This window comes from Mesorhizobium sp. M4B.F.Ca.ET.203.01.1.1, from assembly GCF_004791025.1.
Lineage (GTDB): Bacteria > Pseudomonadota > Alphaproteobacteria > Rhizobiales > Rhizobiaceae > Mesorhizobium > Mesorhizobium abyssinicae.
In genome coordinates, this window is the sequence record NZ_SRUO01000002.1 from 520,958 (window position 1) to 535,575 (window position 14,618).

A 14,618-nucleotide genomic window follows, 5' to 3' on the forward strand; every position below is an offset into this window, starting at 1 on the left:
CGACCGAATTCCGGAATTGTCAAGCCGCATTTCGGCGTTGTGAACCGTTCGTTCCATGTCAAGAAATTTGCCTGACAATGAAATTATTTGCTTCAAGGGGATTGCAGCGCTTCGTCGTTTGCGGTCAATATTCGATCAAAGCTCCGGCCATCGAGCCAAGGAGCAGGGAACAGCAATGACTTTCTGACGGAGGACGATCGGATGACGGCATCCTGGAGATTTTCGACCTTGGCGGACCGCCATCGCGCGCTCGGCTCGAAGCTCGAGGACTGGAGCGGCATGGGCACCGCCTGGACCTACGACAAGGATGCCGACGAGGAATATGTCGCCATCCGCACCAAGGCCGGCCTGATGGACGTCTCCGGCCTGAAGAAGGTTCACATCACCGGGCCGCACGCCGCGCACCTCATCGACCTCGCCACCACCCGCGACGTCGAGAAGATCTATCCCGGCAAGTCGGCCTATGCCTGCATGCTGAACGAGGCCGGCAAGTTCACCGACGACTGCATCATCTACCGCATCAGCCCCAACAGCTGGATGGTCGTGCACGGCTCCGGCACCGGCCATGAGGAGTTGCAGCGCGCAGCGGCGGGCCGCGACGTCTCGCTACGCTTCGACGACAATCTGCACGACCTCTCGCTGCAGGGCCCGACCGCCGTCGACTACCTGGCCAAGCACGTGCCGGGCATCCGCGACCTCAACTACTTCCATCACATGCAGACGCAGCTCTTCGGCTTTCCCGTCATGATCTCGCGCACCGGTTACACTGGCGAGCGCGGCTACGAGATCTTCTGCCGAGGCCAGGATGCCGGCACGATCTGGGACAGGATCCTCGACGAGGGGAAGGGCGTCGGCATCATCCCGTGCCGCTTCACCACGCTCGATATGCTGCGCGTCGAGAGCTACCTGCTGTTCTATCCCTATGACAATTCCCAAAAGTATCCGTTCGAGAGCGAAGGCCCCGGCGACACGCTGTGGGAACTCGGCCTCGACTTCACCGTCAGCCCCGGCAAGACCGGCTTCCGCGGCGCCGAGGAGCACTATCGCCTGAAGGGCAAGGAGCGCTTCAAGATCTACGGCGTCCTGCTCGACGGCAGGGAGCCGGCCGACGAGGGCGCGCCGGTCTATCGCGACGGCAAGAAGGTCGGCGTCGTCACCTGCGCCATGTATTCGCCGCTGGTCGAGAAGTCGATGGGCATCGCCCGCCTCGACGTCGACTGCGCCGTCAGGGACACCAGGCTCGAGATTCGCAACAGGAGCGGCTCGATCAGGGCGACGGCGCAGCCATTGCCGTTCGATGATCCCAAAAAGACCAAGCGCACCGCCAAGGGCTGAGGCATTATCAACGGGGAGGGGTTGAGAGCAATTCCAGGAAAAGTGTGAACGGTTTTCCGTCCGGAATTGCGTCAAAACAAGGAGATTGAGCGGTTCGCCGTTTCCGTGAAACGGTGAAACGCTCCAGGGCACGAAGGAAGAATGGCAGCCAAGACGATCATCAGCCGGCCCGTTTACGGAACCCTGTCTCCGCAGCCCGGCAAGCACCACCTTTTCGTGGCGGATGCCGAAGGCGCGCTCGCGATCATCGACATGGCCGGCAAGGCGCCGGCCGGTTTCTTCGACGGCGCCGAGATCGTCTTCATTGCGGCTCCAGACGGCAAGCACATCGCCGCTCTCGAAGCGCTGAAGCCGGCACAGCTCCATCTGCCGCCGTCCTTCGCCAGCCTGCTGCCGCGATTGAGGCAGACGCTGACCAACGCCCATATGGGCCTGCGCCTCTATCTTAGCGGCACCGAAGGGCTGATCGGCCAGGCCATGCAGGTGGCGCTCGAGGCCGGCATCGACCACACCTCCATGCAGACCGAGCATCGCGGCTCGCTGGCGCGCCGCATGCAGTGCGTGCACTGCAAGGGCATCACCGAGAACGTGACGACGCAGCCGGCAACCTGCGCGCATTGCGGCCTGCTGCTTCTGGTGCGCGACCACTATTCGCGGCGCCTCGCCGCCTTCCAGGGCGTCTGCATCAATGCCGAGGATCGCTCAGAGATTCCTCCGATGGAGGAGGTCTTCCGATGAGCACCGGCACCACCAAGCTCGACGTCGTCGTCAGCGATGTCGTCCCCGTCAACGACCTGGTCACCCGCTTCCATTTCCGCCGCCGCGACGGTGAACTCCTGCCGACCTTTTCAGGCGGCGCTCATGTCGTGGTCGAGATGCGCGACGGCGACCGCACCAGGCTCAACCCTTATTCGCTGATGGGCTCGCCGCTCAATACCAGCGAATACACGATCTCGGTGCGCCGCGACGATGTCGGCCGCGGCGGCTCGCTGTTCATGCACAGGTCGGTCAAGCCCGGCCTGGAGATGGTGATCAGCTATCCGGTCAACCTGTTCTCGCTCGACCTGAGAGCCAGGAAGCACCTGATGCTGGCCGGCGGCATCGGCATCACGCCGTTCATGGCGCAGACCGCGCAACTGGCGGGGTCCGGGGGCAATTTCGAACTGCACTACACCTGCCGCACCGCTTCGCTCGGCACCTATGCCGATATACTGCAGCAGCGCTACGACCGCCGGGTGAAACTCTACCATGACGATCGCGACGAGCGCATCGATCTCGACCGTCTGCTTTCGACGCAGCCGCTCGGCACGCATCTCTATGTCTGCGGCCCGGCGGGCATGATCAACTGGGTGCGCGACCGCGCCGCCGCTCTCGGCTGGCCGTCGGAAACGGTGCATTTCGAGCATTTCGCGGCGCCGCAGCCCGGCGCGCCTTTCGATGTGGCGCTGGCCGTCAGCGGCAAGACGATCCGCGTCGGCTCGCAGCAGAGCCTGCTCGAGGCGATCGAGGCCGCCGGCGTCGATCCGCCCTATCTCTGCCGCGGCGGCGTCTGCGGCCAGTGCGAGACCAATGTCATCTCTTCCGACGGCAAGTTCATCCACAACGACCACTGGCTGAGCGAGGAAGACCATCGCTCCGGCTGCAAGATCATGCCTTGCGTCTCGCGCTTCGAGGGCAAGTCGCTGGTCCTGGAAAGATAGGAGGCGAGCTTGGGCATCACCTTTCGCAAGGAAACCTTTCGGGACGACTACACGTTCAGGAACAGCCCGGAGCACATCAGGCGCTTTCCGTTCCCGTTCAACGAAGACAGCTACATGTATGCCGTCAACATCGAGCCGCACGTCGTCGGCCCGAAGGGCAGCGTTCTGGAAAACCTGATCGACGTCGATGAGCACTATGTCGCCGAGATGCAGGATCGCGCTTTGGTTCTGGCCGAGGATCCGCTGCGCTGCCAGTCGCTGCCGCATATGACGCTGGCCGGCTGGGACCTGCTCGAGCTGCTGATGGAGCAGCAGGCGCTCGGCTATCCCGAGCATTTCACGCTGACCCGCGACGGTGACCGCTGGCGCTGGATCAACCGGCCGCTCGGCATCGACGACACCTTCACCTTCGGCGACACCTCGACGCTGCCCTATGGCCCGATGGAATACATCACCCGCCAGAGCCAGGGCGATTTCTGCATCCTCGACCAGCGCGACGGCAATCTGTGGATGGATGCCGGCATGGTCACCACCCAGGCCGACTGGTCGCTCGATTTCGACATCGGCATGAACTTCTTCGAATGGCACGCGCCGGTGCCGCTGGCGCACGAGAAGGGCATCTTCATCCGTGCGCTGAAATTCCTCACCAACATCCAGCAGGGCAAGCCGGCGCGACGGCTCAACTGGACGATGACCATCAATCCGCGCCTCGACACCAGCCCGGAGAACTACCACAAATGGGGTCCCGACCGGGCGACGGTGACGCCTGAGAATGTCGGCGATAAGGTGCATCTGCGCGTCGAGTTGCAGAGCTTCTGGCGGCTGCCGCGCTCGAACGGCATCGTCTTCCCGATCCGCTGCTACCTGATCAAGATGGACGAGCTGGTGACGCAGCCCAAATGGGCGCGTCGCCTGCATCGCGTCATCCGCGACCTGCCCGAGGAGCTTGCCACCTACAAGGGCCTGACCCGCTACCGCCCGACGCTGGTCGAGTGGCTGTCGAAGCTGGACGATGGCAGCCCGACGAGCCCGGGATTTGGACCGGACTGAAGCTGTCGATCTCCCCCACGAGGGGGGAGATTGGCCATTCACCCAGCGCTGCTCTGCGGATAGCAGATGATCGACAGGTACCGCATCGGCAGCCGGGTTAGCTGTTCGGGCCCATGCGGCGCGTCGGCGTCGAAGAACAGGCTGTCGCCGGGCTTCATCGGATAGAGGTTGTTGCCGTGCCGGTACACCACCTCGCCCTCCAGCATATAGAGGAATTCCATGCCCGCATGCTGGAAGGTCGGGAACACGTCCGAGTCCTCGGTCAGCGTGATCAGGTAGGGCTCGACGACGACGCCGCTGGTGTTGGAGCCGATATGGCCGAGCAGATTGTACTGGTGGCCGGCGCGCGTGCCGCGCCGTTCGACATCGAGGCCTTCGCCGGCCTTGACGAAGACCGCGGCATGCTCTTCCTCGAAGCGGCGGAAGAAGGCGGTGACCGGCACGCCGAGGGCCCTCGACAGCGCCTGCAGCGTGGTCAGCGACGGCGAGGTGATGCCGTTCTCGATCTTCGACAGCATGCCAAGCGAAATGTCGGTGGCGACGGCGAGATCGGCGACCGTGATGCCGAGCTTCTTGCGGAATGCCCGCACCTCGCGCCCGATCGCCACTTCAAGCACCTTCTCGCGCGTGTCGCGAATGGCGTGCGGGTTCTGGGTCAGCGGCGTGCGGATCGTGCGCCCGTCGGCCGACACGGCCTTCGGCGAAGGCTTGCTCTTGGCGGCGCCGGCGCCGTGCTTGAGATCGGAAGCCTTCTTGGCCATGTCGCCCCCTGCATTCTACGGAATTATTTCACTCAAGGTGAACATATTCGTTGCCGGTACACGAGCGCAATCGTCGCAACAAGCCATCCACGGCCGATTTCTGCCTTTCCCGCTCACAGCCCGCCGGCGGTTTTTCACCGGAAGTTGCCGACGCGGAACGCGCTTTCGCCAGAAGGACCGTTGACAGCACGAGAGGTGCGATTACTGTTACTGACAGTGAAATTTGTTTCGCTGGGGAAATGAGAACGGGAGACCCGCCATGAACAGTCGCGTTGCCGTCATCGGAGCCGGGCCGTCCGGTCTGGCACAGCTTCGAGCCTTCAAGTCAGCCGCCGACAAGGGCGCCGGGATTCCGGAAGTCGTCTGCTTCGAGAAGCAGTCCGACTGGGGCGGGCTGTGGAACTACACCTGGCGCACCGGCCTCGACGAGCATGGCGACCCGGTGCACGGCTCGATGTACCGCTATCTCTGGTCGAACGGGCCGAAGGAGTGCCTCGAATTCGCCGACTACACATTCGAGGAACATTTCGGCCGGCCGATCGCCTCCTATCCGCCGCGCGCCGTTTTGTGGGACTACATCAAGGGCCGCGTCGAAAAATCAGGCGTGCGCAAATGGGTACGTTTCAACACGCCGGTGCGCATGGTCACCTATTCCGACGCAACGAAGAAATTCACCGTCACCGCGCATGACCGCAGCAACGACGTCACCTACTCGGAAGAGTTCGACAATGTCGTCGTCGCCTCCGGCCATTTCTCCGTGCCCAACGTGCCGTTCTTCGAGGGCTTCGCCACCTTCAACGGCCGCATCCTGCACAGCCACGACTTCCGCGACGCCATGGAATTCAAGGGCAAGGACATATTGATCATCGGCCGTTCCTATTCGGCCGAGGACATCGGCTCGCAGTGCTACAAATACGGCGCCAAATCGATCACCTCCAGCTACCGCTCGAAGCCGATGGGCTTCAAATGGCCGGAGAACTGGAAGGAGGTGCCGCTGCTGCAGAAGGTCGTCGGCAAGACGGCGCATTTCAAGGACGGCACCACCAAGGATGTCGATGCCATCATCCTGTGCACCGGCTATTTGCATTCCTTCCCCTTCCTCACCGACGACCTCAAGCTCAAGACCGCCAACCGCATGTGGCCGCTCGACCTCTACGAGGGCGTGGTGTGGGAAAAGAACCCGAAGCTGTTCTATGTCGGCATGCAGGACCAGTTCTATACTTTCAACATGTTCGACGCGCAGGCCTGGTATGCGCGCGACGTCATCATGGGCCGCATCAAGCTGCCTTCGGCCGAGGCAATGGCCGAGCACGGCGCCAAGTGGCGCGCACGCGAGGAGACACTGGAAGACGCCGAGCAGATGATCTGGTTCCAGGGCGACTACACCAAGGAACTGATGGACCAGACCGACTATCCGGGCTTCGACGTCGAGGCGGTCAACCACACCTTCATGGAGTGGGAGCATCACAAGGTGGAGGACATCATGGGCTTCCGCGACCACGCCTATCGCTCGCTGATGACCGGCACCATGGCGCCGCTGCACCATACGCCCTGGCTGCAGGCGCTGGACGACTCGATGGAGAGCTATCTCGAGGTGAAGGGCGTCGCGGCGGAGTAACGCTTTCGCGACCAGGCGCGCTTGCCGTCAGGCCGGCACGGCGACCCAGCCGTGCCGGCGCTTGTCGAAAACCGATCGAGTCGGCGCCGGAAAGGATGGGTCGGCGAAACAGCCGACGGCAACGGCGACCGCGGCCGGCCGTCGCGACGGATACCAGAACACCGTCGAACCGCAGCTTCCGCAGAAGTGAAAGGCGATCGAAAATCCGCTATCGGAATTGCGCTCGAATGTCCGCGACAATCCGGTGACATCGGTCGCGGCGGCATCGAAGAAGGCCGCGATCCCGAACGGGCTGCCGGTCCGCCGCTGACAGTCCAGGCAATGGCAAAGCGAAACGATGTCGGGTTCCTGCGGGCAGCGGATCTGCAATTGGCCGCAGGCGCAGCTGGCCGTCCGGCTGGTCATGGTCCTGTCTCCTTTGGGTGGTTTCGGCGCTTGGGGCTTTACCCGAGCCTCGCCCTGGCTTTCGCTGTCCAGGCATTGAACAGCCGGTCGGCGACGATGCCGATGAAGGCGATGGCCAGCCCCGCGACGATGCCGCGGCCGGAATCGGCCTTGGACAGCGCGATGAACACTTCCTGGCCGAGATCGCGGGTACCGACCATGGCGCAGATGATGATCATCGCCAAGGCCATCAGGATCGTCTGGTTGACGCCGAGCATGATCTCGGGCAGCGCCAGCGGCAGCTGCACGCGGAAGAAGGTCTGGCGCGGCGTGCAGCCCGAAACCTTCGCCGCCTCGATCAGCGCCGGCGGCACCTGGCGGATGCCGTGATTGGTGTAGCGGATCGCCGGCACCACCGCGAAGGCGATCGTCGCGATCATCGCGGTGACGTCGCCGACGCGGAACAGCATCACCACCGGGATGATGAAGCAGAAGGACGGCAGCACCTGCAGCGTGTCGATGATCGGCGTGACGATCTTCTCGAAGCGGTCGCTGCGCGAGGCGGCAAAGCCGATCGGAATGCCGATCAGGCATGAGATGAAGGCCGAGATGCCGCAGAGATAGACCGTCGCCATGGTCTTTTCCCACAAGCCCGTCACCGCGCAGAAGGCGGTCAGTGCCGCGACCAGCGCGGCAAGCCGCGCGCCGCCGAGCTGGTAGCCGGCAAGGCCGAGCAGGAACACGGCGCCGAGCCACGGGAAGCCCTCGCAGAAGGCGCGCACCGGATTGAGCACGTTGAGGATCAGCGCCACGCGGAAGGCCTCGATGATGTCGAAGAAATTGATCGTCACCCAGTTCACAGCCGCCTTCCACAAAGGCGCCGTGGTCAGCGTCATCGCTTTCGGCACCGCCGCGAAGCCGGGCACGAACAGGCTGAGCAGCGTGGTGACGACAAGGACGGCGACAGCCAGTGTCAGGTTGGGATAGCGCCGCCAGAAATGGAGGCCCGCCGCCCGATGCGTCTGGCCCATCGCGTGGTTGTGGGCGATCGCCTGGCTCAGCCGGTCGAGCGCGATGGCCAAGGCGACGATGGCGAGGCCGGCCTCCATCGCTTCGCCGACCTTCAGCGCCCTGAGCGCCAGGAGCACGTCATAGCCGAGGCCGCCGGCGCCGATCATCGAGGCGATGATCACCATGTTCAGCGCCAGCATGATGACCTGGTTGACGCCGACCATCAGCGTCGGCCGCGCCGAGGGCAAAAGCACACGCCACAGTTTCTGCCTGGCCGTGCAGCCGGCCATCTCGCTGAACTCGTCGATCTCGGACGGCACCCGCTGCAGGCCGAGCATCGTCGCCCTGACCATCGGCGGCGTGGCGAAGATGGCGGTGGCGATCATCGCCGACACCGGGCTGTTGCCGAACAGGAGCAGCATCGGGATCAGATAGGCGAAGGTCGGGATGGTCTGCATCAGATCGAGCGCAGGGGAGACGATGAGCCTTTCGGCCCATGGCTTGCGCCAGCCCCAGATGCCGACGAACAGGCCGGTGACGATGCAGAACGGCACCGCGATCGAGATCAGCGCCAGCGTCAGCATGGCGCTGGTCCATTGCCCGAACAGCGCGACATAGGCAAAGCAGCCGCCGACCAGCACACCCAACTTCCAGCCGCCGGCGGCGCGGCCGGCGAGGAACGCCGCAACGCAGACGCCGAGCCAGGACAGGCGCGGCAGCGTGAAGGCATCCGCGCCATGGCCGACCTTGAAGTTCTTGGCCAGAAGATCGAGCGCGAAGTCGAGCGGCACGCCAAGCACCGCCGTGATCGAGCGGGTCAGCCAGGAGAAGTTCGTCTTTATCCACTTCATCAGCCCGCCTATCCAGTCGGCGACCGGAATGACGGCGTCGGCCGGATAATTGACCGCCCAGGGCACTTTGTCCTCGAGCAGGAACACGACCAGCACTGCGGCAAGCGCCAGCGCCCAGATCGCCAGCCAGCGCTGGACCGGCGGTCTGGCTTCGCTGGCGCTCGCCGTTACCGTCATGCGCCGGCTCCGCTGCGCTCGATGCCGGCGAGCAGGTCGATCACCGCTTGCGGCGTCACTTCGCCGATCGGCTTGCCGCTGCCGTTGACGACGGCGAACGGCTTGCCGGCGGCGACGATACCGGCCGAGAAGCTGGCGATCTTCGCCTCCGGCGAGACCGTGCCGCCATGCTCGGCGCCGCCGCAAGCGCGCATCAGGCTCCTCGCCGAGATCACCTTGGCGCGGTCGACGTCGCGGGTGAACTCGGCGACATAGTCGGTCGCCGGATTGACCACCAGTTCTTCCGGTGTGCCGGTCTGGATGACCTCGCCATCCTTCATGATGGCGATGCGGTCGGCGAGCCGGATCGCCTCGTCGAAATCATGGGTGATGAAGACGATGGTCTTGTGCAGCATTGTCTGCAGCCGCATCAATTCGTCCTGCATCTCGCGGCGGATCAGCGGATCGAGCGCCGAGAACGGCTCGTCGAGGAACCAGATCTCCGGCTTGGTGGCGAGGCTGCGCGCGATGCCGACGCGCTGCTGCTGGCCGCCGGAAAGTTCGCGCGGATAGAAATGCTCGCGCCCGCGCAGGCCGACGAGATCGATCACCTCGCGGGCGCGGGCCTCTCGCGTCGCCCGGTCCTGTCCCTGGATGCTCAAGGGAAAGGCGATATTGTCGAGCACGTTGAGATGCGGCAGCAGCGCGAAATTCTGGAACACCATGCCCATGCGGTGGCGTCTGAGCTCGATCAGCGCCGCATCGGAAATCTTGAGCAGGTCCTTGCCTTCGAATTCGACCTTGCCATGGCTCGGCTCGACCAGCCGCGACATGCAGCGCACCAGCGTCGACTTGCCTGAGCCGGACAGCCCCATGATGATGAAGATCTCGCCCTGGCGGATCTCGAGGTCGACGGCGCGTACCGCGCCGACCAGTCCCGCCGCCGCGATGTCGGCGGGGCTCGCCTTGCCGGCGCGCTCGCGGATGAAGCTCGCGGCATTGGCGCCGAACAGCTTCCAGACATTGCGGCAGGCAAGCTTTATCGGGCGCGCATCCCTGGGCGCGCCGGCGGCCTGCGGTTCAGTCGCGTCGCTCATGCATTCGTCCTTCTGGAACGGGCAGTAGAGACCCGGCCATGCCCGGCCGGGTCTCGCAATTTCCAGTCGGAATGGTCACTGCGCCCAGGCCTTCCAGTCGGCCTCGTGGGCGGCGATCCAGGCGGCGGCGACCTCTTCCGGCGTCTTGCCGTTGAGGTCGATGTCGCCGCTCATCTTGTTGAGCTCGTCGGTGTCGATCGTATAGGCCTTGGCCACCTTGTAGGCGACCGGCCATTTCTCCTTCATGCCGCCCCACGCATATTTCCAGATTTCGCCATGCGGCTTGCCGCAGTCATATTTGGCGTCGGGGTTGGTGCCCCATTTGGGGTCGGTGTAGCACTCCGGCGTGTATTCGGGGAATTCGACCCACTCGCCCTTGTACTTGGCCGGCGCCCAGTGCGGCGAATAGATCCACAGCATGATCGGCGCCTTGCGCTGATAGGCGGAGTCGAGCTCGGCGAACATCGCCGCGTCGGTGCCGGCATGGATGACGGTGAAGGGCAGTTTCAGTGCCTCGACGCGCTCGTCGTCAAAGCCTTCCCAGGTCACCGGGCCGCCGAGGTAGCGGCCCTTCGGCGTTGTCTCGGCCGTCGAGAAGGCCTCGGCGCATTTCGGGTCCTTCAGCGCTTCCCAGTTGGGCAGGCCGGGGCATTTCTCCTTCATGTATTCGGGGAACCACCATTCTTCCTTGGCCTTCGGGCCGAGCTTGCCCAGCCGCTCCGTCTGTCCGGTAGCGTCGGAGGCCTTCATGGCTTCGCCGGCCGTCGTGTCCCAGAATTCGAGGCCGACATCGAGGTCGCCATTGGTGAGGCCGGTCGTCAGGCTGGAGAGGTAGTCTGCGGTCGGGTATTCGACCGTGTAGCCGAGCTTTTCGAGGATGCCGCCAAGAATCTTGGCGTTGAGGTTGACGCTGGTCCAGTCGAACAGGGCGATCTTGATTGGATCGCTGGATTCAGGCCCGGCGGCTTGCGCTGCCGGCGTCAGTGCGCTTGCCAGGGCAAGCGTTAGGGCTCCCATTGATGCTGTCGAAATCATGCTCCGAAGTGACATGCTTGTTCTCCTGTCAAGCTCTAGAGGATTATCGGTCGTTCCCTTCTTCTGGTCTTTTTATGATTGTGTTGGAAAAGCCGGTCGCTGCGCAAGCGCCCATCCGGCACTGAAGCCGGCGCGAAAGGGTGAAATGATGCCAGGATGAAGGTGCCGTGCGGAGCGAGGCCGCGTCATGGCCGCCCGTCGATGGCTGCCGGGGCAGTCATCCGCGCTTCGATCGCCGCCAGCGCGGCGCTCTTGAGCATGCGAGCCATCAGGGTCCCATGATCGAGGCCCGGCGCGCCATGCGGCGAGCCGAGGCCGTTTCACAGGATGAAATTATATATACCAAGGTTCATGTCGCGCAACGCACAAACGCACTGAGCGATGCGCAATCCGACAGCCTCAGGACATGATCAGGCCGCCATCGACATTGATGGTCTGGCCGGTGATGTAGGCCGCATCGTTGCTGGCGAGGAAGCTGACCAACCCGGAGACGTCCTCGCCGCTGCCGGCACGGCCCATCGGGATGTTCTTCACCCACTCCGCCATCAGCTCGCCCGGCTTGTAGTCGCCGAGCAGCTTGCCCCAGGCGGTGTCGTTATAGGCCCACATGTCGGTGTCGATGATGCCGGGGCAGATGGCGTTGACGGTGATCTTCTCCTTGGCCACTTCCTTGGCAAGGCTCTGGGTGATGCCGACGACGCCGAATTTCGAGGCCGCATAGTGCGGCGTGTAGATGAAACCCTGCCGCGCCTGGCCCGAAGCGGTGTTGATCAGCCGGCCGCCCTCGCCATGCTTGCGCATGCGCCCGATCGCTTCCTGGCAGCACAGGAACACGCCCTTGGTGTTCACCGCCAGCACCTTGTCCCACTCGGCCTCGGTCATCGCTTCGATCCTGGCGATGGTGATGACGCCGGCGTTCTGCACCGAGATGTCGACGCGGCCGAATTCCTTTTCGGCGAGGTCGTAGAGCGCCGCGACCTCGTCCCTCCTGGTGACGTCCATGCGCATCGAGGCAACCTTCGCGCCCGCCGCCTTGAGGCCTGCCGCGACCTCGTCCACGCGCGGATCGATGGCGCTGACCACGACCGCGGCGCCCTCCGCCGCGAAGCGTTTCGCCATCGCCGCGCCGATGCCGCCGCTGGCGCCCGTGACGACCGCCGTCTTTCCTTCAAAGCGCTTCTGCATCTTCTCTCCTACCAGCAGACGAAGCCGCCATCGACGATGAGGTCGATGCCGGTGACGAAACTCGAGGCGCGGGCCGCCAGGAACACGGTCGGTCCGACCATCTCTTCCGGCGTCGCCATTCGGCCCATCGGCGTGTCGCGCTTGAAGATTTTTATCTGCTCGGCCACCTCCGGCCGCTTGTTCATCGGCGTCAGCGTGTAGCCGGGGCTGACGACGTTGACGCGCAGGCCGCGGTCGGCCCACTCCATGGCGAGGCTTTTCGACATGTGGATCACGGCCGCCTTAGAGGAATTGTAGTGCGCCTGCGTCAGCCCGCGATTGACGATCGAGCCCGACATCGAGGCGACGTTGATGATCGAGCCCCTGCGGCGCGGCAGCATGACGCGCGCCTCGGCCTGGCAAGATAGGAACACGCCGCTGACATTGACGTCGTAGATCTTCTGCCATTTCTCCAGCGGCAGCGTCTCGGCGGGCTCGGCGCCGGCGATGCCGGCATTGTTGACGGCGATGGTCAGCGCGCCGAGTTCTTTCTCCAGGCGCTCGATCGCCGCCGACAGGTCGCTTTCGGAGGTCACCGAGCCAGTCAGCACCAGCGCCTTGCGACCGAGCGCGGATATCTTCTGCGCGGTCTCTTCCAGCCCGCCCTTCGAGCTGTGGCCGAAGCAGGCGATATCGGCGCCGGCTTCCGCGAGGCCGATGGCGATCGCCTGGCCGATGCCGCTGCCGGCGCCCGTCACCAGCGCAACGTCGCCGCTGAGATCGAATAGTTTGGTCATTGGTTCCCTCCTGCCGGCTTTCGCGAAATCAAAGGGCGCCAACACTTTGTTGGCGCCCCGCGCGGTCCGGTGCCTGGGAGGCTATCACCTGCTGCGCCAAGTTTCGATTCCCCGGGTTCCTCACGTCGATCTCAGCTTGTCGCTAGCTCCATCACCGCGACATTGCTGGCTTCGCCGCGCTCGAGGATGCCGCGCTGGCGGCCGCGGCTCAGCACCAGCACGCGGTGAGAGAGCCCCAGCACCTCCTCGAGATCCGAGCTCACCACCACCACCGCCATGCCGGAGCGGGCGAGGTCGGCGATGACGTCGTAGATCGCGGCACGGGCTCCGACGTCGATGCCGCGCGTCGGCTCGTCGAGGATGAACACCTTGGGTGGCCGTGACACCCATTTGGCGATGATCACCTTCTGCTGGTTGCCACCGGAAAGTTTCGAGACCGCCTGGTTGGGCTTGCCCTTGACGCCGAGCCGGGAGATGCCGGCCTCGGCGAATTTCTGCACTGCCTTGGGAAACACCCAGCCCTTCGGCGCGACATGGTCGAAATTGCCGAATGCCAGGTTCTCGCCGATCGTCTGCTCCAGCACCACGCCTTGCGCCTTGCGGTCTTCCGGCACCAGCACGACGCCGGCCCTGATCGCGGCGGCCGGGCCGTTGAGATGCACCGGCTTGCCGGCGACGTGCACCGCACCGGAAGAGATCGGGTCGGCGCCGGCGATCGCCCGCACCAGCTCCGTGCGCCCGGCGCCGATCAGCCCGGCGATGCCGAGGATCTCGCCTGATTTCACCGAGAAGCTGACGGCGTTGAAGCTCTTGTCCGGCGACGACAGGTTCTCGACCTCGAGCAGCGTTTCGTCGCGCGGCGGCGACAGCTTGGGGAACATGCGCTCGACGCTGCGCCCGACCATCTGCTCGACCACGGTGCGCACCGGGATGTCGGCACGCTCGTGCCGGGCGACGATGCGGCCGTCGCGCATCACCACCACGCGGTCGGCGATCTGCGCGATCTCGTCGAGGCGATGGCTGATATAGATGAAGGACATGCCCTCGGCCTTGAGCTTGCGGATCTGCTGGAAGAGCAGCTCCGTCTCCTCGCCGCCGAGCGCCGCGGTCGGCTCGTCGAGGATCAGGAGCTCGGCGTTCAGCGTCAGCGCCTTGGCGATCTCGACCTGCTGCTGGGCGGCAATGCGCAACGTGCGCACCTTGCGCTCCGGCGAGACGTCGAGGCCGAGGCGCTTCAACTGCGCCGAGGCCTTGGCATTCATGGTCGCGCGATCGATGCGGCCGCCGCGCATCGGCAGGCGCCCGACATAGACGTTCTCTGCCACCGACAGGTCCGGCAGCAGCTTCAATTCCTGATGGATCATGCCGACGCCGGCCTCGATGGCCGCGGCCGGATTGGCGGGAGAATAGGGCTTCCCCCGCCAGATGATGGTGCCGGCATCCGGCTTGGTCGAGCCGGCGATGATGTTGGAGACGGTCGACTTGCCGGCGCCGTTCTCGCCGAGCAGCGCCACGACCTCGCCCGGCCGCACCTCGAAGCTCGCATCGGCTAGGACCTGCACCGGTCCGTAGCTCTTGCAGAGCCCGTTGACGAAGAGCCCGTGATGCGGGCTTTCGCTGTGGCGAGGGTCGGAGGACATCGCGGCGCTGTCTCGGGTG

Annotated in this window: 13 protein-coding genes; 5 read left to right on the forward strand and 8 right to left on the reverse strand. The window is 64.5% G+C overall.

The window, feature by feature from the left end; genetic code table 11:
• Positions 1–201: 201 nt before the first annotated feature.
• The 4 genes from EN846_RS05775 (at position 202) to EN846_RS05790 (ending at position 4,085) form a co-directional block, all read left to right on the forward strand.
• Positions 202–1,335: an aminomethyltransferase family protein gene (locus tag EN846_RS05775; protein ID WP_127392722.1), complete on the forward strand. Its 1,134-nt coding sequence runs from the start codon at positions 202–204 to the stop codon at positions 1,333–1,335.
• 141 nt (positions 1,336–1,476) lie between these two features.
• Complete coding sequence (locus tag EN846_RS05780) at positions 1,477–2,073, forward strand: dimethylamine monooxygenase subunit DmmA family protein (RefSeq protein ID WP_127392723.1); 597 nt, start codon at positions 1,477–1,479, stop codon at positions 2,071–2,073.
• Complete coding sequence (locus EN846_RS05785) at positions 2,070–3,035, forward strand: PDR/VanB family oxidoreductase (protein ID WP_127282585.1); 966 nt, start codon at positions 2,070–2,072, stop codon at positions 3,033–3,035. Before EN846_RS05780 ends, EN846_RS05785 begins: the two co-directional genes overlap by 4 nt.
• 9 nt (positions 3,036–3,044) lie before the next feature.
• Entirely contained in the window at positions 3,045–4,085 is a 1,041-nt protein-coding gene (locus tag EN846_RS05790) for a DUF3445 domain-containing protein (RefSeq protein ID WP_127311185.1), read from the forward strand.
• Between the two features lie 38 nt (positions 4,086–4,123).
• On the opposite strand, the gene EN846_RS05795 is transcribed toward EN846_RS05790, so the two are convergent.
• Entirely contained in the window at positions 4,124–4,846 is a 723-nt protein-coding gene (locus EN846_RS05795) for an XRE family transcriptional regulator (RefSeq protein WP_127282587.1), read from the reverse strand.
• 259 nt (positions 4,847–5,105) lie between these two features.
• Here EN846_RS05795 and EN846_RS05800 point away from each other — a divergent pair, with 259 nt between their 5' ends.
• Complete coding sequence (locus tag EN846_RS05800) at positions 5,106–6,464, forward strand: NAD(P)/FAD-dependent oxidoreductase (protein WP_127392725.1); 1,359 nt, start codon at positions 5,106–5,108, stop codon at positions 6,462–6,464.
• A gap of 27 nt (positions 6,465–6,491) precedes the next feature.
• On the opposite strand, the gene EN846_RS05805 is transcribed toward EN846_RS05800, so the two are convergent.
• From EN846_RS05805 to EN846_RS05835, 7 genes are all read right to left on the reverse strand, one after another.
• Positions 6,492–6,869: a GFA family protein gene (locus tag EN846_RS05805; RefSeq protein WP_127392726.1), complete on the reverse strand. Its 378-nt coding sequence runs from the start codon at positions 6,867–6,869 to the stop codon at positions 6,492–6,494.
• A 38-nt stretch (positions 6,870–6,907) separates the two neighbouring features.
• Positions 6,908–8,887, reverse strand: a complete 1,980-nt coding sequence (locus EN846_RS05810) for an ABC transporter permease subunit (protein ID WP_128346174.1) — start codon at positions 8,885–8,887, stop codon at positions 6,908–6,910.
• The gene (locus EN846_RS05815) at positions 8,884–9,963 is read right to left on the reverse strand and encodes a glycine betaine/L-proline ABC transporter ATP-binding protein (RefSeq protein ID WP_127393903.1); all 1,080 of its coding nucleotides are present in this window, start codon (positions 9,961–9,963) and stop codon (positions 8,884–8,886) included. The genes EN846_RS05810 and EN846_RS05815 overlap by 4 nt, the downstream gene beginning before the upstream one ends.
• A gap of 75 nt (positions 9,964–10,038) precedes the next feature.
• Positions 10,039–11,013, reverse strand: a complete 975-nt coding sequence (locus EN846_RS05820) for an ABC transporter substrate-binding protein (protein ID WP_127393902.1) — start codon at positions 11,011–11,013, stop codon at positions 10,039–10,041.
• Positions 11,014–11,397: 384 nt separating this feature from the next.
• Positions 11,398–12,183 carry an SDR family oxidoreductase gene (locus EN846_RS05825; RefSeq protein WP_127310446.1) on the reverse strand — a complete coding sequence of 262 codons (786 nt, stop codon included), beginning with the start codon at positions 12,181–12,183 and terminating at the stop codon, positions 11,398–11,400.
• Positions 12,184–12,191: 8 nt separating this feature from the next.
• Complete coding sequence (locus EN846_RS05830) at positions 12,192–12,959, reverse strand: SDR family oxidoreductase (RefSeq protein ID WP_127310447.1); 768 nt, start codon at positions 12,957–12,959, stop codon at positions 12,192–12,194.
• 131 nt (positions 12,960–13,090) lie between these two features.
• Entirely contained in the window at positions 13,091–14,599 is a 1,509-nt protein-coding gene (locus tag EN846_RS05835) for a sugar ABC transporter ATP-binding protein (protein ID WP_127393982.1), read from the reverse strand.
• Positions 14,600–14,618 lie beyond the last annotated feature (19 nt).